Origin of the sequence: Micromonospora musae (assembly GCF_003626545.1) — a bacterium.
Classification (GTDB): domain Bacteria; phylum Actinomycetota; class Actinomycetes; order Mycobacteriales; family Micromonosporaceae; genus Micromonospora; species Micromonospora musae.
The window spans coordinates 709,228-735,521 of the sequence record NZ_RAZS01000002.1 but is presented as its reverse complement, the minus strand read 5'-3'; the positions used below and the strand labels follow the sequence as shown (position 1 = coordinate 735,521).

General features: G+C 72.4%; 23 protein-coding genes and 1 riboswitch. Of the genes, 7 read left to right on the top strand and 16 right to left on the bottom strand.

Annotation, left to right across the window (positions count from 1 at the left end; genetic code table 11):
• Window positions 1-16: 16 nt before the first annotated feature.
• On the top strand, window positions 17-2,077 hold the full coding sequence (locus D7147_RS07435) for a glycosyl hydrolase family 28-related protein (protein WP_199734100.1): 2,061 nt from the start codon (window positions 17-19) through the stop codon (window positions 2,075-2,077).
• A 117-nt stretch (window positions 2,078-2,194) separates the two neighbouring features.
• On the opposite strand, the gene D7147_RS07430 is transcribed toward D7147_RS07435, so the two are convergent.
• From D7147_RS07430 to D7147_RS07415, 4 genes are all read right to left on the bottom strand, one after another.
• Window positions 2,195-3,073, bottom strand: a complete 879-nt coding sequence (locus tag D7147_RS07430; protein WP_233562994.1) for an SDR family NAD(P)-dependent oxidoreductase — start codon at window positions 3,071-3,073, stop codon at window positions 2,195-2,197.
• A 36-nt stretch (window positions 3,074-3,109) separates the two neighbouring features.
• Entirely contained in the window at window positions 3,110-4,684 is a 1,575-nt protein-coding gene (locus tag D7147_RS07425) for a Na+/H+ antiporter (RefSeq protein ID WP_233562993.1), read from the bottom strand.
• Between the two features lie 200 nt (window positions 4,685-4,884).
• A complete protein-coding gene (locus D7147_RS07420; RefSeq protein ID WP_120674913.1) occupies window positions 4,885-5,172 on the bottom strand; it encodes a hypothetical protein in 288 nt (95 codons plus the stop codon).
• Window positions 5,166-5,486: a hypothetical protein gene (locus tag D7147_RS07415; protein WP_120674911.1), complete on the bottom strand. Its 321-nt coding sequence runs from the start codon at window positions 5,484-5,486 to the stop codon at window positions 5,166-5,168. The genes D7147_RS07420 and D7147_RS07415 overlap by 7 nt, the downstream gene beginning before the upstream one ends.
• A 206-nt stretch (window positions 5,487-5,692) precedes the next feature.
• On the opposite strand from D7147_RS07415, the gene D7147_RS07410 reads away from it, so the two are divergent.
• Window positions 5,693-7,804 carry an amylo-alpha-1,6-glucosidase gene (locus D7147_RS07410; RefSeq protein ID WP_233562992.1) on the top strand — a complete coding sequence of 704 codons (2,112 nt, stop codon included), beginning with the start codon at window positions 5,693-5,695 and terminating at the stop codon, window positions 7,802-7,804.
• A 30-nt stretch (window positions 7,805-7,834) separates the two neighbouring features.
• On the opposite strand, the gene D7147_RS07405 is transcribed toward D7147_RS07410, so the two are convergent.
• The gene (locus tag D7147_RS07405; protein WP_158609303.1) at window positions 7,835-8,248 is read right to left on the bottom strand and encodes a nuclear transport factor 2 family protein; all 414 of its coding nucleotides are present in this window, start codon (window positions 8,246-8,248) and stop codon (window positions 7,835-7,837) included.
• A gap of 266 nt (window positions 8,249-8,514) precedes the next feature.
• A riboswitch (SAM riboswitch) is annotated at window positions 8,515-8,626 on the top strand.
• Window positions 8,627-8,903: 277 nt separating this feature from the next.
• On the opposite strand from D7147_RS07405, the gene D7147_RS07400 reads away from it, so the two are divergent.
• The 3 genes from D7147_RS07400 to D7147_RS07390 are packed head-to-tail and all read left to right on the top strand — an operon-like array spanning window position 8,904 to window position 11,337.
• Entirely contained in the window at window positions 8,904-9,773 is an 870-nt protein-coding gene (locus D7147_RS07400; RefSeq protein WP_120674907.1) for an ABC transporter substrate-binding protein, read from the top strand.
• Window positions 9,774-9,817: 44 nt separating this feature from the next.
• Window positions 9,818-10,597, top strand: coding sequence for an amino acid ABC transporter permease (locus D7147_RS07395; protein WP_120674905.1), 780 nt, complete (start codon window positions 9,818-9,820; stop codon window positions 10,595-10,597).
• Window positions 10,594-11,337 (top strand): amino acid ABC transporter ATP-binding protein, encoded by a 744-nt coding sequence (locus D7147_RS07390; protein WP_120674903.1) that lies wholly within the window; start codon window positions 10,594-10,596, stop codon window positions 11,335-11,337. Before D7147_RS07395 ends, D7147_RS07390 begins: the two co-directional genes overlap by 4 nt.
• 229 nt (window positions 11,338-11,566) lie before the next feature.
• On the opposite strand, the gene D7147_RS07385 is transcribed toward D7147_RS07390, so the two are convergent.
• From D7147_RS07385 to D7147_RS07375, 3 genes are all read right to left on the bottom strand, one after another.
• Window positions 11,567-12,406 carry a sugar phosphate isomerase/epimerase family protein gene (locus D7147_RS07385; RefSeq protein WP_199734120.1) on the bottom strand — a complete coding sequence of 280 codons (840 nt, stop codon included), beginning with the start codon at window positions 12,404-12,406 and terminating at the stop codon, window positions 11,567-11,569.
• Window positions 12,407-12,474: 68 nt separating this feature from the next.
• A complete protein-coding gene (locus D7147_RS07380; RefSeq protein ID WP_120674901.1) occupies window positions 12,475-13,635 on the bottom strand; it encodes a dihydrodipicolinate synthase family protein in 1,161 nt (386 codons plus the stop codon).
• Complete coding sequence (locus tag D7147_RS07375; protein WP_120674899.1) at window positions 13,632-14,783, bottom strand: Gfo/Idh/MocA family protein; 1,152 nt, start codon at window positions 14,781-14,783, stop codon at window positions 13,632-13,634. The genes D7147_RS07380 and D7147_RS07375 overlap by 4 nt, the downstream gene beginning before the upstream one ends.
• 212 nt (window positions 14,784-14,995) lie before the next feature.
• Here D7147_RS07375 and D7147_RS07370 point away from each other — a divergent pair, with 212 nt between their 5' ends.
• Complete coding sequence (locus D7147_RS07370) at window positions 14,996-16,030, top strand: LacI family DNA-binding transcriptional regulator (protein WP_120674897.1); 1,035 nt, start codon at window positions 14,996-14,998, stop codon at window positions 16,028-16,030.
• Window positions 16,031-16,150: 120 nt separating this feature from the next.
• Here D7147_RS07370 and D7147_RS07365 read toward each other — a convergent pair whose 3' ends face one another.
• The 7 genes from D7147_RS07365 to D7147_RS07335 form a co-directional block, all read right to left on the bottom strand.
• Entirely contained in the window at window positions 16,151-18,247 is a 2,097-nt protein-coding gene (locus tag D7147_RS07365; RefSeq protein ID WP_120674895.1) for a PQQ-dependent sugar dehydrogenase, read from the bottom strand.
• A gap of 35 nt (window positions 18,248-18,282) precedes the next feature.
• Window positions 18,283-19,245: a LamG-like jellyroll fold domain-containing protein gene (locus D7147_RS07360; protein ID WP_120675330.1), complete on the bottom strand. Its 963-nt coding sequence runs from the start codon at window positions 19,243-19,245 to the stop codon at window positions 18,283-18,285.
• A 112-nt stretch (window positions 19,246-19,357) separates the two neighbouring features.
• Complete coding sequence (locus D7147_RS07355; RefSeq protein ID WP_120674893.1) at window positions 19,358-20,107, bottom strand: ABC transporter ATP-binding protein; 750 nt, start codon at window positions 20,105-20,107, stop codon at window positions 19,358-19,360.
• Window positions 20,097-20,834 carry an ABC transporter ATP-binding protein gene (locus D7147_RS07350; protein ID WP_120674891.1) on the bottom strand — a complete coding sequence of 246 codons (738 nt, stop codon included), beginning with the start codon at window positions 20,832-20,834 and terminating at the stop codon, window positions 20,097-20,099. Before D7147_RS07350 ends, D7147_RS07355 begins: the two co-directional genes overlap by 11 nt.
• A gap of 76 nt (window positions 20,835-20,910) precedes the next feature.
• A complete protein-coding gene (locus D7147_RS07345) occupies window positions 20,911-22,041 on the bottom strand; it encodes a branched-chain amino acid ABC transporter permease (protein ID WP_233562991.1) in 1,131 nt (376 codons plus the stop codon).
• Window positions 22,025-22,912 (bottom strand): branched-chain amino acid ABC transporter permease, encoded by an 888-nt coding sequence (locus D7147_RS07340; RefSeq protein WP_120674889.1) that lies wholly within the window; start codon window positions 22,910-22,912, stop codon window positions 22,025-22,027. Before D7147_RS07340 ends, D7147_RS07345 begins: the two co-directional genes overlap by 17 nt.
• Before the next feature lie 5 nt (window positions 22,913-22,917).
• Window positions 22,918-24,141 (bottom strand): amino acid ABC transporter substrate-binding protein, encoded by a 1,224-nt coding sequence (locus D7147_RS07335; protein ID WP_233562990.1) that lies wholly within the window; start codon window positions 24,139-24,141, stop codon window positions 22,918-22,920.
• A 123-nt stretch (window positions 24,142-24,264) separates the two neighbouring features.
• On the opposite strand from D7147_RS07335, the gene D7147_RS07330 reads away from it, so the two are divergent.
• Window positions 24,265-25,296 carry a LacI family DNA-binding transcriptional regulator gene (locus D7147_RS07330; protein WP_120674887.1) on the top strand — a complete coding sequence of 344 codons (1,032 nt, stop codon included), beginning with the start codon at window positions 24,265-24,267 and terminating at the stop codon, window positions 25,294-25,296.
• Window positions 25,297-25,329: 33 nt separating this feature from the next.
• On the opposite strand, the gene D7147_RS07325 is transcribed toward D7147_RS07330, so the two are convergent.
• Complete coding sequence (locus tag D7147_RS07325; protein ID WP_120674885.1) at window positions 25,330-26,121, bottom strand: maleylpyruvate isomerase family mycothiol-dependent enzyme; 792 nt, start codon at window positions 26,119-26,121, stop codon at window positions 25,330-25,332.
• Window positions 26,122-26,294 lie beyond the last annotated feature (173 nt).

The following is a 26,294-nucleotide window of genomic DNA, read 5'->3' as shown; positions in this document are numbered from 1 at the left end:
AGAGATGAGCCCTGCCATGAACCGGAGCATCCGCGCGGAGCTGCCGCTCCCGCGCCACCGGCGCCGGCGGGCGGCGGTCGCCGCCGTGACCGCGCTCGCCACGGCGCTCGGCCTCCTGGCCGGCGCGCCCGCCGAGGCCGCCACCAGCCGGGACGCCGCCCGCGCCGCCGGTCCGGTGGTGACCCGGGCCGCCCTCGATCCGCAGCTTGTCGCCGGCCGGGGCGCCCGCGTCGCCTTCCTGGAGCAGGAGGCGGAGAACGCGGTCACCAACGGCCAGCTCATCGGCCCCGACCGCAACGCGTACACGCTGCCCTCGGAGGCGTCCGGGCGGCGGGCGGTCCGGTTGACCCCTGGCCAGCACGTCGAGTTCACCCTGCCGGCGGCGGCCAACGCGATCACGGTGCGCTACAGCATTCCCGACGCGCCCACCGGCGGTGGCATCACCGCGCCGCTGGACGTCGCCGGCAACGGCAAGCGGATCCGCACGATGACGCTGACCTCGCAGTACGCGTGGCTCTACAACCAGTACCCGTTCACCAACGACCCCGACGCGGAGCTGCTGCACCCCGACTGGTGGATCACCGAGTGCTCCTGCGTGCCGGCGGAGACCACCCCGTACCCCGTGATCCAGAAGCCCTTCCGGCCCAGCCACTTCTACGACGAGCAGCGGCTGCTGCTCGGCCGCACCTACCGGGCCGGTGACCGGATCCGGCTCACCGTCCCGGCGGGCAGCAACGCCGCGTGGACCGTCATCGACCTGCTCGACTCGGAGCTGGTCGGTCCGCCGAAGGTACGCCTGCTCGCCGCGAACGTGCTGGCCTTCGGCGCCGACCCGACGGGCCGCCGGGACGCGGCCCCCGCCATCGAACGGGCCATCGCGTTCGCCCGGCGCACCGGGCTGCCCGTCTACCTGCCACCGGGCACCTACCAGGTCAACCGGCACATCATCGTCGACGACGTGACCATCGAGGGCGCCGGCAACTGGTACACGACCGTCAAGGGCCGCGAGGTCGCCCTGCCCACTCCGGCGCCGGACGGCTCGGTGCACACCGGCGTCGGCTTCTACGGCCGGGACGCGGCCGACGGCGGCAGTCGCAACGTCCACCTCTCCGACTTCACCATCGAGGGTGACGTGCGGGAACGGATCGACACCGACCAGGTGAACGCGGTCGGTGGGGCGATGAGCGACTCGACCATCGACGGCCTGTACCTGCGCCACACCAAGGTGGGCCTGTGGTTCGACGGGCCGATGCGCAACGTACGCGTCACCGACAACATCATCGTCGACCAGATCGCCGACGCGTTGAACTTCCACACCGGCGTGACCGATTCGCTCGTCGAGAACAACTTCGTCCGGAACACCGGTGACGACGGCCTGGCGATGTGGTCGGAGCAGACGGCCAACGCGCGCAACACCTTCGCCCGCAACACCGTGCAGTCACCGGTGCTCGCCAACGGCATCGCCGTCTACGGCGGCGCCGACAACACGGTGACCGGCAACCTGATCGCCGACCCGGTACGGGAGGGCAGCGCCATCCAGGTCGGGTCCCGCTTCGGCGCGGAGCCGTTCACCGGTCACCTGCGGATCAGCGACAACACGACGGTCCGGGCCGGCACCTGGGAACTGAACTGGAAGATCGGGCTCGGCGCGATCTGGTTCTACGCCCTGGATCGCAGCATCGACGCGCGCGTCGAGGTGACCGGTGACGCGTACCTCGACAGCACCTACAACGCGGTCATGCTGGTCAGCGAGTGGGCGGTGAAGGACCTCTACTCGATCAGCGACGTGCACTTCCGCGACATCCGGGTCGACGGCACCGGCACGTCGGTGGTCAGCGCCCGTACGGCTGGCTCCGCCTCCTTCCAGAACGTCGACGCGCGGCACGTCGGGGCGGTCGGCGTCAACAACTGCGGCTCTTTCCACTTCACCCCGGCCGGTTCGGAGTTCGGCCTCACCGACCTCGGTGGCAACGACGGTGGCTGGCTCGCCGACTGGCAGTTGCCGAACACCATCACCTGCGACGACCGCCCGCCGGTGACCCCGCCACCCCCGCCCACCCCCTGGACCACCCCCTGACCGCCCCCTGACCCGGCGCCCGCCCGCCCAGTCGTGTCGATCATGAGGTTGGCGGGGGATGTGGAGATCCACTCCCCCGTCAACCTCACGATCGACGGGGACAGGCCCCCGAGGGGGTCAGGGAGTGGTGTGGGCGCTGTCGCCGGCGGTGGCGGCGAAGGCGGTGCCGCTGACCATCCGGGCGTCGTCCGAGGCGAGGAAGACCACCAGCGGCGCCACGTCCTCCGGCGCGACCCACGGCACGCCCAGCGGCGTACGGGCGCGCAGCGCCTCCACCGCGGCCGGCTCGTCCCGGGTCACGTCACCCGACGGGGTACGCCCCGCCTCGGCGAGCGCCTGCGCGTACCGGTCCTGGTGCCGGGTCAACGCCGTGTCCATCAGCCCCGGGATCACCGCGTTGACCGTGATGCCGTACGCGCCGAACTCCAGCGCCGCCGACTTCATCAGGCCGATGATGCCCCACTTCGACGCCGAGTACGCCGCGCCGAACTTGGTGCCGTGGTGGCCCTGGGTGGAGGAGGTGACGATGATCCGGCCGCCGCCACGGCGCAGCAGCAGCGGCGCGAAGACCCGCAGCACGTTTGCCGTACCGGTCAGGTTCACGTCGATCTGGTCGTGCCAGTCGGGGTCGGTCATCTCCAGCAGCGGCTTGAACGCCTGGATGCCGGCGTTGGCGAAGACGATGTCCACCCCGCCCCACACGTCACTGACCCGGTCGGCGGCCGCCCGCACCTGCCGGACGTCGCGCTGGTCGGCGGTGAGCGCAAGCCAGCGCCGCCCGTACGCCTCGACCTGCCGGCCCGTCTCGTCGAGGTCCGCGCCGGTGGCCGGCGGGTAGTCCAGGATCGGGCTCACCGGCCCCGCGATGTCCACTCCGGCGACGTCGGCGCCGGCCCGGGCCAACGCGACCGCGGCAGCCCGCCCGATGCCGCGCGCCGCACCGGTGACCACGGCGACGCGCCCGTGCAGCGGCGTGCTGCTCCCCGCCTCGTCCACCGTGCTCTCCTCTCCTTCACCGACCCGTACCCTCCGCTACTGCGGCGCCTCCGGCCCGAGCAGCCGGATCTCCTCGATGTCCAGCGCGGCCTGGAGGTCACGCAGCACGACGTCGTCGATCTCGTTGGCGTCACGCATCCGGGTGATCTCCCGGCGTTTGTGCTCGATCAGGCCCAGCCGCAGCTGCCGCTCCCGCTCGCTGGCCCGTGGCGGGCCCCCCTCCTGCTCCGCGCTCTGGATGTCCTCGAGGAGGGCCTCGTAGTCCGTGCGGACCCGACCCGCCACGTCGTCGTCCGCGCCGACCCGCGCGGCAATCTCCGGCAACGCCGACAACCCCGCCTGTCCGGCCCGTACGCGGGCCCGCCGCACCTCCTCGAAGCGCTTCGGATCCCCGGTGAGGCCCGCCCAGCGGATGATCAGCGGCAGGGTGGTGCCCTGAACCAACATGATCGCCAGGATCGCCGTGGCGGTGCAGAAGATGATCAGATCTCGCTCCAGGACCTGGTGCCCGTGTGCGGTCAGCGGGACGGCCAGTGCGGCCGCGAGCGAGACCGCGCCGCGGAATCCGGTCCAGGTGGCGACGATCCGGATCCGGTACCCCACCCGGGCAGCGCGCTGCGACTCGCGGCGGTCGACCGCGCGCAGGGCGTACGGAGACAGGAGGATCCACGCGCCCCGGGTCAGCACCACCACCAGCGTCACGACCGTCGCGATGACCGCCGCCCGCCCGAAGGAGACGCTGGTGACGCTGCGGATCGCCCGGGGAATCTGCATTCCGAGCAGCACGAAGAGCGCGCCGTTGATCAGGAACGTGGAGAGGTCCCAGAAGGAGAACGCCACCAGCCGGGAACGGGCCCGGATCACCCGCGGCCCGGCGTACGAGAGCACCAGCCCGGCCACCACCACCGCCAGTACGCCGCTCGCGTGCGCCTGCTCGGCCAGCAGGAACGCGGCGAACGGGGTCAGCACGCTGAGCGCTCCCTCGCGCATCGGGTCGTCGATGCGGCGGCGCGCCAGCACCACCAGACCGCTGACGACCAGCCCGGCGACGATGCCACCGACGAACGAGAGGCTGAACTCCCCGGCCAGTTCCAGCGCCGACGGCACGGTGCCGCCGGCGAGCAGGCCGACGGTGACGGAGAAGAGCACCAGCGCCGTACCGTCGTTGATCAGGCTCTCCGCGTGCAGGGTGGTGAGCAGCCGGCGCGGCATTCGCTTGGCGAGGCCGGAGACCGCGGCGGCGTCGGTGGGGGCCAGCACGGCGCCGAGCACCCAGGCCGCCGCCGGATTGACGCCGAGCGCCTGCGCGGCGAACGACACGGTGAGCATCGTGAGCCCCACCAGCACCACGGCGAGCAGGCTGATGACGACCAGGTTGGCGCGGATCTCGCGCAGGCTGGTCGTCAGGGCCTCCCGGTAGAGGATCGCCGGCAGGAAGAGCACCAGCACCACCTCGGGCTGGAGCACCACGTGCGACAGCGGCGGGATCAGGGCCAGCAGCGCGCCCATGCCGATGAGCAGGACCGGCGGCGCGACCCGGTACCGACCACCGATGGTGGTTCCGACGATCACGGTGACGGCCAGCACCACGAGAAGCACCAGCCCCTCCACGTAGCACCCCCCGCCGTCGCCGCGGTGACCGTTCCGTCACCACTGTGGCGGTTGGGCACGGGTCGGGGAGGCCGAACGGGCGCAGCGCGCGGCGGATCACCGGTGCGGGTGCGGGGCTCGGTGGGGACGGGGAGGTCAGCGTCGCGCGCGCCCCGGCGGCCGGTACGGGGCCGGGACGGGTTCGAAGCCCGGCGGGACGGTCAGCAGAACCAGCCGTCCTGGACCCAGCCGCGTCGGTTGATGTGCCCGTAGGCGAAGCCGTAGACGTAACCGCCGCTGCGCGGCCCCTCGACGAGGAACGTCTGGCCCTGGTACAGGGTGCCCATCCAGGCGCCGTTGGGTTGGGTACGGACGAAGAGGTCGACCGCGCAGACGGTCTCCCGCTCGCCGACCGTGCCGTACGCGGCCCGCGCCGGGGTAGCGGCGACGCTCGCGACCAGCGCGGCGGCGGTGACGACGACGCCCGCGCGCCGAAGCGCTCTCACCACGAGTCGTACCCCCCGACGCACTCGATGCGCAGATAGCCCCAGTCGTTCGGACCGAAGTCGAAGGAGGCGGCCCAGCCGTTGTAGACGGGGTGGGCGCCCGGCGTGTGGCCGATCTTGTCGCCGTGGCCCAGCACCCGCTTCAGCCCCACCGGCCCGCGGGCGGAGTCGTAGTTCGCGTAGAAGCTGGCGCTCTGGCAGCTGACGACGGCGTGCCGGGGCACGACCGGATCGGCGTGGGCGGCGCCCGCCCCGAGCGGAACCGACAGCACGGCCGCCACGGCCACGGCGGCGGCGCGCAGGAGCGTTCCCGGCATCGAGCCTCCCTCTTCGCGCGGACTCGCCGACGCTACCAAACCGATCCAGATTCATCTATCCAGCGGCGTGTCATCTTGGTCAATGCCGCCACGGCGGCGGGGCGCCCGGACATAGGGTCGCGGTAAGGGCAGGCTCGGTACCGCCGGCTGGGGGGCACGTGACGGCTGCGGAACGACGACGCACACCGGCGCAGCCGTGGCCGGACGTGGACTCCGTCGAGCGGGTGGCCAGCGGGGCCTGCCGCGACCTGCCGCCGGAGCTCGGGCCGGACGCCGTGGGCGTGCTCGAGGGCCGCACGTTCATGTTCTCCAACGCCTCGGGGGACGTGCCGAAGGGCACCATCGGTGGGCTGGTGCACGACGACACCCGCTTCCTCGACCGGTGGGAACTCACCCTCGACGACGCGCCGCTGCTGGTGCTGGGCTCCGGAACCGTCGACCCGTTCTCCGCCGCCTTCTTCCTCGCCAACACCGAGCTGCCGGACCTGCCGCCGAACCGGGTGGGCGTCCGTCGGCAACGGTTCGTCGGCGACGGCATGTACGAGCGCATCGAGCTGCGGTACTTCGGCTCCGACCCGGTCGAGCTGCGGCTGCGGCTCGCCGTGGGCACCGACTTCGCCGACCTGTTCGAGATCAAGGAGTCCGGCCGGGACCGCTCCCCGCAGATCGTCCGCCGGCACGAGCGGGACGGCTCCTCGCTCTGCTTCGCCTACCGCAACGGCAGCTACTACGCCCTGGTGCGGGTGGAGGCCGAGCCGGCGGCGACCGAGGTCGACGGGGACTCGCTCGTCTGGCACCTGCGACTGTCCCGAGGTGAGGCGTGGCGGTGCGAGCTGCGGGTGCCCCTGCACTGCGGCGAAGAGCAGTTCCAGCCGGCCGCCCGCAGCTTCGGCGACGTCTTCGAGCGTGACGCCGAGGACCCCTCGGCCCGCTGGCTGGCCTCCGTGCCGAGGCTGGACGCCGGCTCGGACCGGATGGTCGCGATGTACCGCAAGTCCGCCGCCGACCTGGCGTCGATGCGCCTGGAGAAGCGCATCCGGGGCGAGCCGGTGGTGCTGCACGCCGCCGGGCTGCCCTGGTTCATGACCGTGTTCGGCCGGGACACGTTGATCACCGGCTACCAGACCGTCGCGCTCGGCAACGCGATGGCGCGGGGGACGCTGCTGGTGCTCGCCACCCATCAGGCGCAGGATCACGACGACTTCACCGACCGGGAGCCCGGGAAGATCTTCCACGAGTTCCGCAGCGGCGAGCTGACGCAGCTCGGCTTGAAGCCCTACCAGCCCTACTACGGCGGCGCCGACACCACCGCGCTCTGGCTCGTCCTGCTCTCCGAGTACTGGCGCTGGACCGGTGACGAGGAGCTGGTGCAGCAGCTGTGGCCGAACGCCCTGGCCGCCCTGCGCTGGATCGACGAGTTCGGGGACCTGCACGGTCACGGCTACGTCGGCTACGCGACCCGGTCCCGGGAGGGGCTGGGCAACCAGTGCTGGCGGGACTCGCCCGACGGGGTGCAGTTCGCCGACGGGACCATTCCGGTACTGCCGATCGCCACCTGCGAGACGCAGGGCTACACGTACGACGCGAAGATCCGCATGGCGGAGCTCGCCGACGGGCCGATCCGGGACCCGGCCTCGGCGCAGCGGCTGCGCGCCGAGGCGGCGGCGCTGCAGGAGCGGTTCGACCGCGACTTCTGGGTGCCGGAGCGCGGCGGCTACTACGCGGTCGGCCTGGACGGCGACGGCCGCCAGATCGACTCGATGACGTCGAACATGGGCCATCTGCTCTGGAGCGGCATCGTGCCACCGGAGCGGGCGCGGCTGGTGGCCGCCCAGCTGATGTCCGACGAGATGTTCTCCGGCTGGGGCGTACGCACGCTCTCCACCGCGGAGAGCGGCTACAACCCCATCGGCTACCACGTCGGCACCGTCTGGCCGCACGACAACTCGATCATCGCGGCCGGGCTCGCCCGCTACGGCCAGCACGAGGCGGCGCAGCGCATCGTCGAGGCCATGATGGAGGCGTCCGCCTACTCCGAGCACCGGTTGCCCGAGGCGTTCTCCGGCTACGACCGCAGGTTCGGGCGGCGGCCGGTCCCCTACCCCACGGCGTGCAACCCGCAGGCCTGGGCCAGCGGAGCCCCGCTGCTCTTCCTGCGTACGCTGCTCGGGCTGGAGGCGGTCGACGGCCGGCTGGTCCTGGCGCCGCACCTCCCGGAGTCGTTCGGCCCGATCCGCCTGCTCGGCGTTCCGGCGTTCGGCCGCCGCTGGGACCTGCACGCCGAGGGCTCCCACGGCGAGGTACGCCCCGCCGAATGACCGGGCGGCCGCTCCCGTCGGCCCGGTACGTCACCCGGCCGGCTGGACCCCCCGCCACAGCTCGTTGAAGGCGGTGCTGTCGAAGAAGGCGGTCCCGTCGACCACCTTGCCGTCGCGGAAGGTCAGGAACCACGCGACCGTGTCGGAGTAGGCGTCCCCGGCTACCGTGACACCGGCGCCGTCCCAGATCACCACCACCGTGTCGGCGTCCTCGTAAATCGCCCGCACGGTCACCGGACGGAACGGGCTGTCGGCGCCGAACCGGGCGTCGAAGGGCCGCAACGCCTGCTCGACGAACTCCTCCGCGGACCGGTAGACGCGGGAGGCCGCCGAGTTGCCGGTGATCTCCCAGCGCATCTCCGGGGCGAAGAGGTAGGTGATGCCGGCGGAGCCGGCGGACCAGTCCGCGAAGGCCCGGGAGACGATGTCCCGGTTCGCTGCCATGACGTCACCACCCCTCCACGGGCCCGACCACCGGCGGCCCGCGACCGCGCCGCGGCGTCGGGCTCCCCGCCACCTTATCGAGCCGACCGCCGCGAATCCGAGCATTCCCGGCGCCTCCCGCCGCCGTCGGGCCTTGCCGCTCCGATCGATCCGGATCGGCGTGCCGACCCCGAGGCGGGCACGGAGCCCCCGGCGATCACCGCGTGCGTGAGAGTCGTCATAACGGCTGGACGACTGTCCGTACCGGGCTGTTAACCTCTTGCGCAGGTCATGAGTGCCAGCGTCAAGCCCCGGCTTGCTGGCCGGCAACCCTCCTCCGCGGTGGGGTGCCCCGGGTGAGGACCGGGCACCGGAGTCGATCCGGTGCAAGCGTGGCCTGGTTCCCAGGTCAGCAACGACCTAGGAGAGCCAATGTCGTTCCCGCACCCCATCTCGGTCGGTCTCCCCGCGTCCGTTCGGCGGCCCCGGCCGCCGGCGCTGACCCGACGCCGGCACGTCGACATGATGTGGGTGTGCAGCGCCGGCTGTCCCGCCGGCGCGCGGCGCTGACCGCGACCTCTCCCGCCAGTCCGAACTTCCCACCGGTGTGCCCGTCCGGCGCACCGTCGGCGGCGCACGTCCGTGCCCCGCCGCTTACCGACACCCGGAGACACCTGTGCGATTCCTTCCTTCCCTGACCCGGTTGGTCGCCGTCGGCGCGGTCGCGATCCTCGGCGCCGCCACCCTCACCGCCTGCGGCGACGACTCCTCCGCCGGCGCGGAGAACCCGTACGACCTGCTCCAGCCGGGGGTGCTGCGCGCCGGCACGCTCAGCGACGCCCCGCCGAACGTGTACCTGAAGGACGGCAAGTTCACCGGCTTCGACAACGACCTGCTCAGCGCGGTCGCCGCGAAGATCGGCCTGAAGGTGGAGTTCGTGGGCACCGACTTCTCCGCGCTGCTCGCCCAGGTCAACAACCACAAGTTCGACGTGGGCAGCTCCTCGATCACCATCACCGAGGCCCGCAAGAAGACTGTGGACTTCGGCAACGGGTACGACTTCGGCTACTTCGGACTCGACGTCCCCGCCGGCTCGTCGATCAAGAGCTTCGACGAGCTGACCGGGAAGCGGGTCGTCGTCGTGCAGGGCACCGTCCAGGACGACTACGCCAGCGGCAAGGGGCTCGACCCGGTGCGGGTGCCGGACTACAACGGCGCGATCAACCAGCTCAAGGCCGGCACCGCGGACGCCTGGATCGCCCCGGCCGAGATCGGCGAGACCTCGGCCGCGGAGAGCGGCGGGAAGATCACCGTGGCCGCGAAGCTGCTCAGCCCCGCACCGACAGCGTACGCGGTGGCGAAGGGGAACGACGCCCTGCGCAAGGCGCTCGACAAGGGCCTCGACGAGGTGATCGCCGACGGCACGTGGAGCCGGCTGCAGGCCCAGTACTACCCGGGCCGGCCGATCCCCGCGGACTTCAAGCCGGGCAGCGGCACCGTGGCGGTCCCGGCCGCGCCGACCGCGTCCGCGTCGGCCACGTCCTGACGGTACGACGAGACGAGCGAGCGGAACGGTAGGAGAGGCGAGACATGGATCCGTTGCGCACCCTGTGGGAGACGTTCTTCGACTGGGAGTCGATGCGCGAGGCTCTGCCCGAGATGCTCACCGTCGGGCTGCCCAACACGCTGATCCTCGCGGTCTCCGCCGCTCTGCTCGGCTCGGTGCTGGGCATGCTGCTGGCGATCGCCGGCATCTCCCGCACCCGGTGGCTGCGCTGGCCGGCGCGGGTCTACACCGACGTGTTCCGGGGGCTGCCGGCCGCCGCGACCATCCTGCTGATCGGCGTCGGCCTGGCGCCGCTCGGTATGCAGGTGTGGGGCCCGAACCCGTACCCGCTGGGCATTCTGGCGCTCTCCCTGATCGCCGCCGCCTACATCGGAGAGATCTTCCGCTCCGGCATCCAGTCGGTGGAGGCGGCCCAGTTGGAGGGTGCCCGGGCGTTGGGCTTCTCCTGGGGCGAGGCGATGCGGATGGTGATCATCCCGCAGGGCGTACGCCGGGTCCTGCCGGCCTGGGTCAACCAGCTCATCGCGCTCATCAAGGACTCCAGCCTGGTCTACTTCCTCGGTCTGGTGGCCAGTCAGCGGGAGCTGTTCCGGATCGGGCAGGACTACGCGGCCACCACCGGCAACGAGTCGGCCCTGCTGCTGGCCGGTCTCTTCTACCTGGCGCTGACCGTGCCGCTGACCCACGTGGTCAACGCGATCGACGCCCGGCTGCGGCACGGCCGGCTCGCCACCCAGCTGGCCGACGAGATCGACGACGCCGACCTGGCCCTGCCGGGCGCGGCGGGAGGGAGCGGGCGATGACCGTCGACATCAGCACCTCGGTCAGCCTGGCCGTACGCGACGTCCATCTGGCCTTCGGGTCCAACCGGGTGCTCCGCGGGGCGGACCTGGACGTCGCCCGGGGCGGCACGGCCTGCGTCATCGGGCCGTCCGGCTCCGGCAAGTCGACGCTGCTGCGGACGATCAACCGGCTCATCGAGCCGGACCGCGGCGACGTGCTGCTCGACGGGCGCAGCGTGCTCGCCGACGACCCGGACGCGCTGCGCCAGCGGATCGGGATGGTCTTCCAGCAGTTCAACCTCTTCCCGCACATGAGCGTGCTGCGCAACGTGACCCTGGCGCTGCGTCGGATCAAGAAGCTGCCCGAGGAGGAGGCGGTGGCGCTCGCCCGGACCCAGCTGGAGCTGGTCGGGCTGGCCGGCAAGGCGGACGCGCGTCCCGGGCACCTCTCGGGCGGGCAGCAACAGCGGGTCGCGATCGCCCGTGCGCTGGCGCTGCAGCCGCAGGTGATGCTCTTCGACGAGGCGACCAGCGCGCTCGACCCGGAGCTGGTCAAGGGGGTGCTCGGGGTGATGGCCGACCTCGCCTCCGCCGGCATGACCATGGTGGTGGTGACCCACGAGATGGGCTTCGCGCGGGAGGTGGCCGACACGGTGGCCTTCATGGACCACGGCGTGGTGCTGGAGTCCGGTGAGCCGGCGGCCGTCTTCGAGGCGGCCGAGCACCCGCGGCTGCGCCGGTTCCTGGCCCAGGTGCTCTGAGAGACTGTCGGGAAACCCTGCGGCGGCTGCGGCGGGCCCAGCCGACGACCGGCGGCGTTGGAGATTCGTCCGGATACAACACCGGTATCCGGACGGATCTCCGCCTTGCCGGATCACCGCCTGGACTCCGCCTCGCTCGCCCCGGGGTTTCCCGACAGTCTCTGAGCCGCGCCGTCGCCGGCGCCGCCGGTCGCCTCCGCAAGGTGCTGCCTGAGCGTTCCGCGACCGCTCAGTCGGGTAGCACCTGCGTAACGTAGCGGCGGGCCAGCGTCGCCACCACCTCGTCCGGGTCGGCCGCCCAGACGTCGGCGTTGAAGATCTCCACCTCGATGTCACCGGTGTAGCCGGCCCGCTCGACGGCGCGGCGCAGCAGCGGGAAGTCGATGTGCCCGTCGCCCATCATGCCCCGGGAGAGCAGGGCGTCCGGCGGCAGTGGGGTGATCCAGTCGCAGACCTGGAAGCCGGCGATGCGGCCCCGGGCGCGAGCGATCTGGCCGAGGACGTCCGGGTCCCACCAGACGTGGAACGTGTCGACCACCACGCCCACCTGCTCGGCGGGGAACCGCTCGGCCAGGTCGAGCGCCTGCCCGAGGGTGGAGAGCACCCCACGGTCGGCGCAGAAGATCGGGTGCATGGGCTCCAGGGCCAGCCGTACGCCCCGTCGGGCCGCGTACGGCGCCAGCTCGGCGATCCCGTCGGCCATCCGGTCCCGGGCGCCGGCCAGGTCACGGGAGCCCTCCGACAGCCCGCCGACCACCATGACCAGGCAGGCCGCCGCCAGCTCCGCGGCCTCGTCGATGGCGCGCCGGTTGTCGTCGAGCGCCTGCCGCCACCGCTGCGGGTCGGCGGCGGTGAGGAATCCGCCGCGGCACAGCGAGGAGACCCGCAGGCCGGCGTCGGCGACGAGCCGGGCGGCGGCGGGCACGCCGATCTCCTGCACCGGCTCCCGCCACAGCCCGACCGCCGGCAGGCCGGCCCGTACGCAGCCGGCGACCGCCTCGGCGACCGACCACCGTTCGGTGGTCCGCTGGTTGAGCGACAGCCGGGCCAGCCGGGGGTCACCGGGGATCGGGGTCGGCACCCCGGCCGGCCGGCCGGACGGCACGTCGAGAGTGTCCATGGTGGAGAGCGCGTCGGTCATCGGGGCACTCCGGCGACGTCGAGGAACGCCCGCAGCCTTGCGGCGGCGAGGTCGGGGTCGGGCAGCAGCCGGGCGTCGTCGGCGAGCCGGACCAGCTCGGCCAGGTGAAGCACGGACCGGGCGCTCTGCAGGCCACCCACCATGGTGAAGCCGGGCTGGTGGCCGCAGAGCCAGGCGAGGAACGCGATGCCGGTCTTGTAGTACCAGGTCGGGGCGGCGAAGAGATGCCGGGCCAGCGGGAGCGTCGGTGCGAACGTCTCGTCGTACCGCGCCGGGTCGCCCGCGTCGAGGGCCTGCAACGCGGCCGAGGCGGCCGGGGCGATGGCGGCGAAGACGCCGAGCAGGGCGTCGCTGTGGTGCGTACCGTCGCCCCGGATCAGCTCCGGGTAGTTGAAGTCGTCGCCGGTGTAGAGGCGGACGCCGGCCGGCAGGGCCGCCCGTAGCCTCCGTTCGTGCCCGGCGTCGAGCAGCGACACCTTGATCCCGTCGACCTTGCCCGCGTACCCCCCGACGAGGTCGAGCAGCGCGGCGGTGGCGGCCGGCACCTCCGGCGAGCCCCAGTAGCCGTCCAGGGCCGGGTCGAACATCGGGCCCAGCCAGTGCAGGATCACCGGGCCGGAGACCTCGTCGAGCAGCGGAGCGTACACCTTGGCGTAGTCCTCGGGGCCGCGAGCCAGCCGGGCGAGCTGGCGGCTGGCCATCAGGATGACCTGTGCCCCGCTCGCCTCCACGACCTCGATCTGGGTGCGGTAGGCGGCGGTGACCTCGTCGAGCGAGGCGAGGTCGGCCGGGGCGTGGTCGGTGCCGGCGCCCGCGGCGATCCGGCCGCCCGCCTCCCGGGCGGCCGCGGCGCTGCGCGTGATGAGCTCGCGGGTGCTGGCCCAGTCCAGGCCCATGCCGCGCTGGGCGGTGTCCATCGCCTCGGCGACCCCCAGCCCGTAGGACCAGAGGTGCCGGCGGAACGCCAGGGTGGCCTCCCAGTCGACGACCGCCGGCGCGCCGGGGGTGTTGTCGCCGAGCGGGTCGGCGACCACGTGCGCGGCGGCGAAGGCGATCCGGGAGGTGATCGGCCCGGCGGGCCGGGACCAGCCGACCGGCTCGGCCAGCCGGCGCTGCTCCACGGTCCCGTCCGGACGGGGCAGCCGCACGGTGCTCACGCCGTCAGCTCCGGCAACTCGACGCGGCGCCCCTCCCGGGAGGAGCGGAGCCCGGCGTCGGCGAGCTGCACCCCACGGGCGCCGGAGAGCAGGTCGTACGGGTTCGGCGCGTCCTCCACGACGTGCCGCACGAACTGTTCCCACTGGGCCTTGAAGCCGTTGTCGAGCACGGCGTTGTCCGGCACCTCCTGCCACTCGTCACGGAAGTGCCGGGTCTCCGCGACATCCGGGTTCCAGACCGGTTTCGGGGTGACCGTGCGGTGCTGGACCCGGCAGCGGTGCAGCCCCGCCACCGCGCTGCCCTCGACGCCGTCGACCTGGAACTCCACCAGCTCGTCCCGGTTGATCCGGACCGCCCAGGACGAGTTGATCTGGGCGATCACCCCGCCGTCGAGCTCGAAGATGGCGTACGCGGCGTCGTCGGCGCTCGCCTCGTACCGCTGGCCCTGCTCGTCCCACCGGTGCGGCACGTGCGTGACCACCCGGGCGGTGACGGCCCGTACCCGCCCGAAGAGGTTCTCCAGCACGTAGTTCCAGTGCGGGAACATGTCCAGCGCGATGCCGCCACCGTCCTGCGCCCGGTAGTTCCAGCTGGGCCGCTGGGCCGGCTGCCAGTCGCCCTCGAAGACCCAGTAGCCGAACTCGCCGCGTACGGACAGGATGCGGCCGAAGAAGCCGCCGTCGACCAGTCGCTTGAGCTTCAGCAGGCCCGGCAGGTAGAGCTTGTCGTGCACCACGCCGTTCTTCACCCCGGCCCGGCGCGCGTGCCGGGCGAGTTCGAGCGCGCCGGCCAACGACTCGGCGCTCGGCTTCTCGGCGTAGACGTGCCGGCCGGCGTCCATCGCCTTGATGAGCGCCTTCTCCCGGATCTGGGTCAGCTGGGCGTCGAAGTAGACCGGGTAGTCGGGGTCGGCCAGAGCGGCGTCCAGGTCGGTCGTCCATCGGGGAAGGTCGTGCCGCTGCGCGATCTCACCCAGCTTGGTGGCGTTCCGCCCGACGAGCAGCGGCTCGAGCTGCACCCGGGTGCCGTCGGAGAGCGCCACCCCGCCCTGCTCCCGGATGGCGAGGACGGATCGGACGAGATGCTGCCGGTAGCCCATCCGGCCGGTCACCCCGTTCATCACCACGCCGAGCTTGCGAGCGGCCATCGACGACCTCCTTGGGAAAGCGCTTACCGAGACGGTAGGGCAGAGCGCGCCGCCGGTGCAAGCCCCGTCCACATCGGCCGGTCACCGCCGGTGCCGATCGGCCCCGGTGGATGGGAGAAGCCCAGCTCATCAGGGTTTGACGACGCGATCGGCCGGTTCCTACGCTGGCTGCGGACGATTTCCGTCCGACGCCCGCGGGAAAGGACGGTGTCGTGACCGGTTCCGTCACGCTGCACGACGTGGCTCGGCGCGCCGGCGTCTCGCTGGCCACCGCCTCGCGTGCGCTCAACGGCAGCGCCAACCGGGTGGTGGGCGAGGAGCTGCGCGAGCGCGTACTGCGCGCGGCGGCGGAGCTGCGCTACTCCCCCAACGCCCACGCCCAGGCGATGGCCCGCGGACGCACCAACATCGTCGGTCTGTCGCTGCACGACATCGCCGACCCCTACTTCTCCGCCGTCGCCGCCGGCGTGATGCGGGCGGCCGAGGCGCACGGCCTGCTGGTCACCATGGCGAGCACCGAGCGGCGCCCGGGGGCCGAGACCGACTACGTGGGGGCGTTCCGCCGGCACTGGGCCAGCGTGGTCGTCGTGGTCGGCAGCCGCACCGACGACCGGGCGGCCACCGACCAGCTCGCCGAGGAGCTCGCCGCGTTCGAGGCCGAGGGCGGGCGCGCGGTCGCCGTCAGCCAGCCCCGCCTGCCGGTGGACACCATCTCCATCGACAACCACGCGGGCGCGCGCGACCTCGGCCACGCCCTGCACGACCTCGGGCACCGGCGGTTCGCGGTGCTCGCCGGCCCGACCGACCTGCTCACCGCGAGCGAGCGCGTCGCCGGCTTCCGGGAGGCGCTCGCCCACCACGGCGGCCGGCTCGCCGCTGAGCACGTCGTGTCCGGGCCGTTCACCCGCGACGGCGGGTACGCGGCCATGCAGCGCCTGCTCGACCGGAGCCCGGACGTGACAGGCGTCTTCGCGGTCAACGACGTGATGGCGGTGGGCGCGATGGCGGCGCTGCGCGACCGGGGCGTCGAGCTGCCGGGCGGCATGGCGATCGCCGGCTTCGACGACATCGCCACGCTCCGGGACGTCAACCCGGGGCTGACCACCGTGCGGATCCCGCTGGAGGAGATCGGCGCGCTCGCCGTCCGGATGGCGCTCGACGACGGCGTGGCGCGACCCCGGGTGCACCGGGTGGCCGGCGAGGTCGTCGTACGCGCCAGCACCCCCCGCCTGCCCCAGCCCCGTTGACCATGAGGTTTGCGGGGCCCACGAAGATCGACTCGGCCGCCGACCTCATGATCGACGACGGGGCGGCCACGGAAGGCGGCCAGGTGGGGGCGGCGGTGTGCCGCCGCCCCCACCTGATGGTCAGAGCGCCGGGGTGCCGCGCACCGTGAGGTCACGCAGCCGACCGACGTTGTCGAAGGAGCCGAAGCCCACCCGACCCGAGTCGAACGTGGTGTCCCGGGCCGTCATGAGCGGATCCTTCGACCCGTCGACGTAGACCGCGATCTCGCCGGTGGCCGGCAGGTGCCGGACCCGGACGTCGTGCCAGTCGGCGTCGACGACGGCCGGGGCGGCGCCCCGGGACCGGCCGTTCCACTGGTAGTCGATCCGCTCCCGGTCAGCATTGTTGACCTTGAAGATGCCGTTGTGCGGCAGGATCGTGTTGTCCGTGGAGAGGTGCGCGTAGTAGAACTCCGTGTCCGAGCGGTAACCGAAGACGATGATCACATCCCGGTTGGTCACCTCGACCGGAGTGTCCAGCCGCACCTTCGCGGTGATGTCCACCGCCGCGAACTCCGGGCCCGCGGTCAGCACCGCGTACTCGAAGGGGCGGCGCGGGCCGGGCCGCTGCACGCCCGCCTCGGCCAGGATGACCTCCTTTCCGGTGAACCGCCACTTCCCCGGCGTGACGGGCCGCCAGTTCGTCGGACGCATCGTGTCCCGGACCTTCGTCGTGCCGGGCTGCCCGTCGGCGAACTCGCGGGTGCCGGTCACCTTCCAGATCTTTCCGTTCGCCTTGGCCAGGATGTAGAGCTCGCCCTGTGCGTCGGTGCCGAAGCGCAGGTCGACCCGGTTCGGGTCACCCGGCGCGCCCGGGCCGGAGAGGTCCTGCATCCGCACCGCCGCGCCGGCGGCGTCGAAGAGGGCCAGCCGGTGGATCGGGGCGAGCCCGCCCCCACGCCGCATCTGCTTCGCCTCGGTGTACAGCACCCGGCCGTCGACCAGGTCACCGAAGACGTACTTGCCGCGCAGCGCCGGCACGTCCCGGCCCCGGTAGACGAACCCACCGGCCACCGCGACCCCCACGTCCGAGGTGCAGTTCCAGCCCGGCGCCGGATCATGGTCGTACGCCGCCACCGGGTAGGTGTAGCCGTACTGCTCGTCGTCGGCCGGGAGCGGGAAGATCTTGTCGCAGGGCGCGGTCGACGTCTTGTCGAAGAGGAACGCCCCCTCGCGCTCGCTCCAGCCGAAGTTGTCGCCGGCGCGCACCTCGTAGATCGCCTCGATGGCGTGCTCGCCGATGTGACCCAGGTACATCTTGCCGGTCTGCCGGTCCCAGCTGAACCGGTGCGGGTCCCGGAAGCCGACCGCGTAGATCTCGCCGAGCGCCCCCTCCCGCCCGACGAACGGGTTCGACGGCGGGACGCCGTAGCGCCCGCTCGCGGCGTTGGTGCCCAGCGGGTCGATCCGCAGCAGCTTGCCGTGCGGCAGGGCGAGGTTCTGCGGGTCGGTGTTGCGCACGCCCAGCCCGCCGTCGCCGACGGCGAGGTAGAGCATGCCGTAGTCCGGGCCGCGCTTCTTCGCCGCCGGATTGAAGTTGATCTCCTGGATGCCGTGCACCTGACCGCCGAAGCCGATCCGCAGCACCTCCCGGCGGGTGCCGGCGAAGGTGTCGGCCGCCGGGTCGCTCGCCGTCCACTCGGTGATGATGCCGTGGAAGATGGTGCCGGTCTGCGACCAGTCCGGCACCTCGGTGGCGAGCGACGCCTGCTCGGTGTGGACGGTGTAGAACTTGCCGCTGCGCTTGAAGTCGGGGTGGAAGGCCACGTAGCCGAAGCCCTGGCCGAGACCCCGGCCGGAGAAGAACTTCGGCGCGAAGGTCGCCGCGACGTCGAGATAGACGTGCGGCACGCCGTTCTCGACGACGTAGAGCTTGCCGTTGAGGTCGGGCACGGCCCGGCGACCGGAGCCGTCGGGGATCTCCATGATGGTGTTGATCCGGGCCTGCCGCATGAGCCGCGCGTCGGTCGGCGCGGGCGTCGGCTCGGACTTCGGGAACGACGTGTACTCGCTGAGCACGAGCCCGAGGCGGCTCTGGGTCTGTGCCTCGGGCACCGGATCGTAGATCGGGTCGGCGGCGCGGGCGGGCGCCGCGGCCACCAGCGACAGGGTGAGCGCGGCGGTCGCGAGCGCCGCCGTGGTCACCGATCTGCGCAGGCGGCGAGTGGAGATGCGCACAGGTCACTCCATTCTCGAGGGGGACGGGAGGTGGATCAGCGTCGGTGGGTCATGTGCCGGTACTGCCGTTCGATCTCCCGCGCGTCGAGCGCCCGGTCGAGGAACATCAACGAGTCCATCCGGCAGTCGCACGGGTTCTGCTCCCGGTTGTCCTGCGGATAGCTGCCGCCGATCTTGATGCCGCGCGGGTCGGAGGCGGTGGTGACGTGCGGGCCCGGGCCGGCGACGAGCCACGGGTCGTCGGTACGGGTGTAGAAGCCGGCCAGCGGCACACCGTCGCGGTAGAGCGCCATCGCGCCGGTGCCGAAGTCGAACGTGGCGCTGAGGTGCACCCACCGCCCGGCGGGCAGCAGCGTGCGCCAGTCCTGCGCGGCGGCGAACGTCTGGGAGTTGCCCCCGTCGAGCCGCCGGCCGAGCGCGACCAGCCGCAACTCCCCGTTCACGTCGATCAGCTCCAGCAGGGCCCGTACGCCGTGCCCGTCGGAGTCGCCGGTCAGCACCCCGGCCAGCCCGATGGCGTTGTAGCGATCGGCCGGGTCGGTCGTGTTCGAGTTCGGCTTCGGTTCGGTCATCTCGACCTTGAACCAGCCCATCACCGTGGTGCCGGCGACGGCGTTGAACGCGCGCAGCGTACGCACGCCGCTCGCCGAGTAGATGCCGGCCTTCCAGTCGTCGTTGCCGGCGACCGTCGGCTCGACCTGCCGGGTCTGCAACGCCCGGCCGCTGCCGGCGTAGGCGCGGTCCCGCACGCGCATCTCCGCCGCGCCGTTCACCAGCTCGATCTCGGTGCCGGAGCGCCCCTGGTCGCGTTCCAGCGCCTCGTCGCCGGGGACCGGATGATCGAAGTCGTAGAAGGCGACCAGGTCGTCTCGTAGGGACGGGTGGACGTCGCGCGGGCCGGCCCGGAAGGCCGACGCGGGTGGCGCGGCGACACCGGCCAGCACCCCGGCCGCCAGCACGGCGGCGGTGGCGGCGGCGACGCGTCCTGCTCTGGACATCGCGTACACCTCTCTGTGCCACGAACCTCGTCGGTCCGGTCCCGGTAAACGCTTACCCCGGTGACCGGACCTCGCTATGTCGATGGTGCGGTGGTGCCGTACGGGCCGGCCGTCAGCGCTTCGGAACGACCGGGGGCTCGGCGGGCCGGCCGCCGAGGTAGAGCTCGCCGAGCTGCGGGTCCGCCAGCAGCTCCGGCGCGGGACCGGAGATGTGCACCCGGCCCAGGTCGAGTACGCAGCCCAGATCGGCGGTCTCCAGTGCCCGGCGGGCGTTCTGCTCGACGAGCAGCACGGCGGTGCCCGCGTCGCGCATCCGCACGACCTGCTCGAAGACGGTCGCCGTGGCCTTCGGGTCCAGGCCCATGGACGGCTCGTCGAGCAGCACGACCTTCGGGTCCACCATCAGCGACCGGGCGAACTCGACCTGCTTCTGCTGGCCGCCGGAGAGCAGCCCGGCGAGGCTCCCCCAGCGCTGCGCCACCACCGGGAAGAGCTCCTTGACGAACTCGGCCCGGCGGGCGACCCGGGTCTTGTCGCGCAGCGTGTAGCCGCCGAGCAGGACGTTCTCGGCCACGGTCATCTCGCGGAACACGCTGTGCCCCTGCAGCACGTGCGCGACGCCCGCGGCGAGCATCGCCTGCGGCCCCTGACCGGTCACCTCCCGGCCGCCGACGAGGATCCGCCCGGACCGGGGCCGGAGCAGCCCGCTGGCCACCTTCAGCACCGTGGACTTGCCGGCGCCGTTCGGGCCGACCAGGCAGACGACGGAGCCGGCCGGCACCGCGACGGAGAGCCCGCGCAGGACCGGCGCGGCGCGCCCGTAGCCGGCCTGGATGTCGACGAGTTCGATCTCAGACGCCAAGATAGGCCCCCAGCACGCGTTCGTCGGCGCGGATCACCGAGGGTGGCCCCTCCGCGATCGGCCGGCCACGGTCGAAGACCACGATGTGGTCGCTGATGCTCATCACCAGGTCCATGTTGTGCTCGACGATGACGAAGGTGCGGCCCTCGGCGTTGAGCTCCCGGACCAGGCCGCCGATCCGGTCGAGCAGGGCCGGGTTGACCCCGCCCGCCGGCTCGTCCAGCAGGACCGTCTCCGGATCGGCCATCAGCACGCCGGCCAGCTCCAGCAGCTTCTGCTGCCCCCACGACATGTTCCGCGCCTCGACGTCGACGAGGTGCTCGATGCCGAGCCGGGTCAGCCAGCCGCGCGCCCGGTCGACCTCGGCCCGCCCGTGCGCGCCGCGCAACCGGCCGAGCAGGCCCGCCGGGCGTACGGCGGCGAGCACGTTGTCCAGCGCCGACATGCGGGGGAAGACCCGGCAGAGCTGGAAGGTACGGCCCAGGCCGGCGTGCGCGATCGCGTGCGGGGCGGCCCGGGTGATGTCCCGTCCCCGGTAGACGGTCCGGCCGGAGTCGGCGCGGATCATGCCGGTGACGCAGTTGAAGAACGTCGTCTTGCCGGAGCCGTTCGGCCCGATGAGCGCGTTCACCTGCCCGTGCCGGAAGGCGACGCTGGCGCCGTCGAGCGCCACCACTCCCCCGAACGCCTTGGTGAGGCCCTCGGTCCGCAGCGCCCGCTCGCTCATGCCGGCACCTCGCTCCGCTCGCCGCCGCCATGAGGCTCCGCCGCACCGCACCCGATGATTCGCTCACTCCGCTCGCTCATGCTCGCTCCTTCGTGGACGACGCCGCCGGGCCCGCTCCGGCCAGCTCGCTCTCCGCCCCGGCGCCGCCTTCACGCTGCTCGCGCAGCTCGGCGGCGGTCACCTCCCGGATCGACTGCTGGGCCGGGCGGAACCGGTCGATCGCGGCGCTGACCGCCGGCAGCACGCCGTCGGGCATGAAGAGCACGACGACGGCGAGCAGCAGGCCGGTGGCGACCAGGTGCAGCGGGGTGCTGCCGTACTCGACCTTGAAGTACTCCAGCGCCGTTCCGACGACCAGCGCCCCGAGCAGCGGGCCGAAGAGGCTGCGCACCCCGCCGAGCAGCGCCATCAGCACCAGGTAGGAGCCGGTCAGGATGGAGAACTGGAAGACCGGGTCGAGGTCGCCGAACCAGAGCGCGTACAGGCCACCGGCGGCCCCGGTGAACCCGGCCGACACCACGAACACCACGAGCTTGTAGGCGAAGGTCGGGATGCCCAGCGCCTCCGCCTTGTCCTCGTCCTCCCGGATCGCCTTGAGGCCGAGGCCGAACCGGGAACGGTCGATCACCCACCAGACCAGCAGCGCGAGCGCCAGCAACCCGGCGAAGAGGAACCAGAAGACCCGGTGGTGCTCGGGGCGCAGCAGGTCGGGGAAGGGGCGCGGCACGGTCAGCCCGCGCGAGCCGCCGGTGAACGAGGCCCAGCTCTGGAAGACCAGCAGCAGGACCAGCACCAACGCGATGGAGACGATGACGAAGGAGGCGCCGCGCACCCGTAGCGCCGCGTAGCCGATCGGCACGGCGAGGGCCGCCACGGCGAGGGCCGCGACGACGAGTGCCACGAAGCTGGGCACGCCGGCCCTGGTCACGAGCAGGGCGGTGCCGTACGCGCCGAGCCCGGCGAGCGCCCCGTGCCCGAGCGAGATGTAGCCGGTGAAGCCGCCGACGAAGTTCCACGAGGTCGACAGGAGGGCGTAGTTCAGCACGAGGATGCCGGCCGAGAGGATGTACGGGTTGGGCGCCAGCGAGGGGAACGACAGCACGGCGACGACGAGCAGCAGGAGCAGGACGCCCCGGGCGGCCCGACCGGCCGTGACCGCCGGCCGGCGGGCGGCGAGGGTGGTTACCGGTTCAGAAGCGCTGGGCAAGCCGGCCTCCGAAGAATCCCTGCGGGCGGAACGCCAGCGTGGCGAAGAGCGCGAGGTAGAAGATGGTCTGCGCCCAGGTGGTGTTGAGCGGGATCTGCAGCAGGCTCTGGGTGAGGCCGAGCACCATGGCGGCGGCCGCGGCCCCGGGCACGCTGCCCAGCCCGCCGACCACGATGATCGCCATGAGCGGCCCGATCCAGTGCCAGTGCAGCGAGGGGTAGATGGTGGTGTCCAGGGCCAGCGCGGTGCCGCCGACGGCCGCGGTGGCCAGCCCGAGGCCGAAGCCGTAGCCGGCGACCCGGTTGGTGTCGATGCCGACCAGCCGGGCCGCGTCCGGGTGCTGGATGGTGGCGCGCAGCGCCCAGCCGAACGTGGTGCGCTTCAGCAGCAGGTAGAGGGTGAGCAGCGCGGCCACCGCGAGACCGAACGCGATGAGCTTCACGACGGCGATCCGCGCGCCGAAGAGCTCGATGTTCGCCGTGCCGTAGCCGAGCTGGATGCGGCGCTGGGTGCCGGTGAAGGCGTACCCGAGCAGCCCCTCGATGATGACCGCGATGGCGAAGGTCAGCAGCACCGACATCATGGTCAGCGTGGCGGGGCGCAGCCGGGCGAGCAGGCCCCGTTGCAGCAGCACCCCGGCGGCGAAGAAGAGCGGGACCGTGACGACCAGGGAGAGCAGCGGGTCGACGCCGAGTCGGGTCTGCGACCACCAGGCCAGGTAGGCGGCGAGGATGAGGAACGCCGAGTGGGCGATCATCACCACCCGCATGATGCCGAAGTAGAGCGTCAGGCCCGAGGCCAGCAGGGCGTAGAGCCCGCCGAGGAGCAGACCCAGGATGACGCTCTGGAAGATCAGCGCTCCGGACGTCATCGCGGCTACCAGGCCGGCTTCGGGTAGACGATGTCGGCCTCCTTGGCGTCGGCCGGGAGCACGATCTGGATCTCCCCGCCGACCCACTGCTGGATCATGTGGGCGCCCTGCGGCTTACCGGTCGCGTCCCAGCTGAGCGGGCCGACGACCGTCTCGACGGTGTTGCCGCGTACCCAGTCGATGAGCTTCTGCTGGCACTCGCCCTGCTCGGCGCAGCCCGCCGCGGTGATCGCCGCGGCGACGACCTGGCCGGTGGTGTACGCGTTCGCCTCGTCCTCCTCCGGCGGCGTGCCGAACTGGGCGGTGTACTTCTCCACGAACTCGACGTTGCTCGGGTAGGGCGCCTTCTGGGTGTAGCCGGTGGGGGCCAGGATCCCCTCGGTCTTGTCGCCGATGGCGGCGGCGAACTCGGGGCTGGTCGGCGCCGTGGAGAACGCGGCGAGCTTCGGCTGGTACGCGAGCTGCTGGAGGGCGACGATCAGGTTCACGCCGTCCTGGTACTGCGAGCCGCCCACCACGAGGTCCGCCTTCGACGCGGCGATCTTCGCGGCGATGCCGCTGAACTCGGTGGTGTTCGGCGGGTAGACCTCGTCGACCACGGTGCGGACACCGCCCGCCTCGAGCTTCTCCTTCAGCCCGTACGCCGTGCCCTGCGCGAACGGGTCGTCCATCGCCGCGTACGCCGCGGTGGTGGGGCGCTGCCCGGCCGGCAGACCGAGGATGTACTCGGCGAGGTGGTTGTAGTGGTCGTTCGCCACCGCGGGGGCGGCGTAGAAGAGGTTCTTGAAGCCCTGCTCGAAGACCTCCTTCGCGGCGCCCGCGGGCTCGACGAACAACATCCCGTACTCTTCGGCGACGCGGGCGGCCGGCACGACGAGCCGGGTCGAGAAGGGACCGACCACGACGTCGACCTGGTCCTGGCCGATGAGCTGCTCGTAGTCGGAGACGACGCGGTCGGCGTTGGACTGGTCGTCGAGGATCTTCAGCTCGACCTGGCGGCCCAGCAGGCCGCCCTTGTCGTTCACGATCTTCGCCCAGGCCTGGTAGCCGCGCTGGACTCCCTTGCCGGGCTCGGAGAAGTCGCCGGTGAGCGGCAACGAGATCCCGACCACGATCGGATCGTCGCTGGAGGTCGAGCCCTCCTCGCCACCACTGCAACCGGCGAGCGCGAGGGCCATCGTCGCGCCGAACGCCGTCGCCCATCTCATCTTCGTCAACCGGGTGGACATGCTCGGAGGCTCCTTTGCACCGGGCTGGAAGCGCTTGCGAAAGCGCTTTCGTACTCTAGGGTGTGTCCTACGTCACTGGCAATAGATGAAGGTGCCGACATCGATGTCTCAGGAGAGTCGCTGATGCCCAAGCCTGGCTCGAGGCTGCGCCTCGTCGACGTCGCCGAGCGGGCCGGAGTGTCACTGGCGACAGCGTCCCGGGCCCTGTCCGGCCGGGACGGAGTCAGCGAGGAGGTCGCCGACCGGGTGCGGCGGGTCTCCCAGGAGCTCGGCTACGTCGCCAACCCGTACGCGCGCACCCTCGCCGGGGGCGCCAGCTCGACCGTCGGCCTCGTCGTGCACCAGGTGGACGACCCGTACTTCTCCGAGATCGCCGGCGGGGTCATCGAGGTCGCCGCCGAGCAGGGGCTGCTCGTGCAGATCTGCCACTCGGGGCGCGACCCGCACTTCGAGCTGCGCCAGATCCGCCACCTCATCGCTCAGCGGGTCGGCATCATCCTCATCGCCGGCTCCGGCTACACCGACACCCGGGTCGAGGCGGAGACGAAGGCGGAGCTCTCCGCGTACCAGAGCCTCGGCGGGCGCGTCGCGGTCATCGGGCGGCACTCCCTCGGCGCCGACGCCGTGCTGCCCGACAACGAGGCCGGCGGGCGGGCGCTCGCCGAGCACCTCCTGGCGCTGGGGCACCGACGGATCGCGGTGGCGGCGGGGACGCCGGGGCTGACCACCGTCACCGACCGGCTCGCCGGGGTCGCCTCGGCGCTGCGCGGCCACGGCCTGGACCTCGCCGAACTGCCGGTGGTGCACACCGACTTCACCCGGGAGGGCGGGCGGGTGGCGGCCGAGCAGATCCTCGGCGACCATCCGGGAACGACGGCCGTCATCGCGCTCAACGACGCGATGGCGATGGGGGTGCTCGCGGTGCTACGCGCCCGCCGCATCTCGGTGCCGGAGCGGGTGTCGGTGGTCGGCTTCGACGACGTCTCGGTCGCCGCCGACCTGGCGCCCAGCCTCACCACCGTCCGGCTGCCCATGACCGAGATGGGCCGCACGGCGCTCGCGCTCGCGCTCAAGCCCAGGTCGAACCGGCCGCGTCGGCGCCCCACCGGGCACACCCTCGTGGTGCGGGACTCCACCGGTCCGGCGCCCGCCTGACCACGGCGGGCGCCGGAGCGGTGCAGCTGCGGCTCAGAAGCCGGGGAAGACGGAACGCAGCTCGTCCAGGCTCACCGGCCCGGTCAGCCGGACGGCCTCCGGCGTGTACTGCGCGCCGAGCCGTCCCACCGTGAGGCGCAGCCACGCCTCGGCCGGTGCCACCAGCTCGCCGTCCGGCCGCTCGGGGGCGTCGGTCAGCTCGACCCGCTCGCCCAGCCGCAGCCCGAAGAGCCGCGACGGCTCCTCCAGCCGCACCGTGAGGTGTGCCTGTCGTCCGCCGAGGACGTCCGCGCGGCTCGTCCAGGCGAGCATCGCCCCCACGTTGTCGAGCAGGAGCGCCACCGCCTCCGCCGACACCGTCGCCGACGGGTCGAATCCGACCTCGACGTCCCACTGGTGCAGGGCGAACTCGCTGAGCCGCATCCGGGCCGAGGTGGCGACATCCACCGGCTCGGGCAGGAAGCCCAGGTCGATCCGGAGCTGCGCCCGGGTGGTCGGGTCCAACGCCTCGTACTCCTCGACGAGCCGCTGGTTGGACTCGACGAAGCCGGCGGCCTGCTCGGCGGGGGACATCGCGTCCCACCGGGCCCAGACCGACTTGTTGAAGTCACCGCCCGGCGTCGCGCCGCCGGACTTCGCGGCGCGCAGCGCCGCCAGGTTGATCTCCGCTCCGCTGCCGAGGTGGCTGAGCACCTGGGACACCTGCCAGTCGCTGGCGCCGGAGGGCCGTACCAGGTCCTCCTGGCCGAGCTTCCCGACGAACGCGACGAGCGCGTCGTGCCCGCCACGCAGGGCCGATATCGTCTGGTCTGCGATCGAAGACATGTCTCTCCTGTTCGTTGCGCGGCGCCGCCGCCCGCCCGCGAGGTGCGGAGCCGGCCGGGACCGGCGCCGCTGACCATCATGCCGCGCGCCCGGGCGACCCGCGCCGTGCTGAGGTCTTTGCCATGCTTTACTCTCGACGCCTTCGAGCCGGAGACGCCTCGGGGGCCGCGGCC

Coding starts and splice junctions, on each gene's coding strand:
- D7147_RS07435 (WP_199734100.1), top strand. CDS start 17: ATGAACCGGAGCATCCGCGCGGAGCTGCCGCTCCCGCGCCACCGGCGC.
- D7147_RS07415 (WP_120674911.1), bottom strand. CDS start 5,486: ATGCCGGGAACGCTCCTGCGCGCCGCCGCCGTGGCCGTGGCGGCCGTG.
- D7147_RS07405 (WP_158609303.1), bottom strand. CDS start 8,248: ATGGCAGCGAACCGGGACATCGTCTCCCGGGCCTTCGCGGACTGGTCC.
- D7147_RS07395 (WP_120674905.1), top strand. CDS start 9,818: ATGGATCCGTTGCGCACCCTGTGGGAGACGTTCTTCGACTGGGAGTCG.
- D7147_RS07390 (WP_120674903.1), top strand. CDS start 10,594: ATGACCGTCGACATCAGCACCTCGGTCAGCCTGGCCGTACGCGACGTC.
- D7147_RS07375 (WP_120674899.1), bottom strand. CDS start 14,783: ATGGCCGCTCGCAAGCTCGGCGTGGTGATGAACGGGGTGACCGGCCGG.
- D7147_RS07360 (WP_120675330.1), bottom strand. CDS start 19,245: ATGTCCAGAGCAGGACGCGTCGCCGCCGCCACCGCCGCCGTGCTGGCG.
- D7147_RS07350 (WP_120674891.1), bottom strand. CDS start 20,834: ATGAGCGAGCGGGCGCTGCGGACCGAGGGCCTCACCAAGGCGTTCGGG.
- D7147_RS07340 (WP_120674889.1), bottom strand. CDS start 22,912: ATGACGTCCGGAGCGCTGATCTTCCAGAGCGTCATCCTGGGTCTGCTC.
- D7147_RS07335 (WP_233562990.1), bottom strand. CDS start 24,141: ATGTCCACCCGGTTGACGAAGATGAGATGGGCGACGGCGTTCGGCGCG.
- D7147_RS07330 (WP_120674887.1), top strand. CDS start 24,265: ATGCCCAAGCCTGGCTCGAGGCTGCGCCTCGTCGACGTCGCCGAGCGG.
- D7147_RS07325 (WP_120674885.1), bottom strand. CDS start 26,121: ATGTCTTCGATCGCAGACCAGACGATATCGGCCCTGCGTGGCGGGCAC.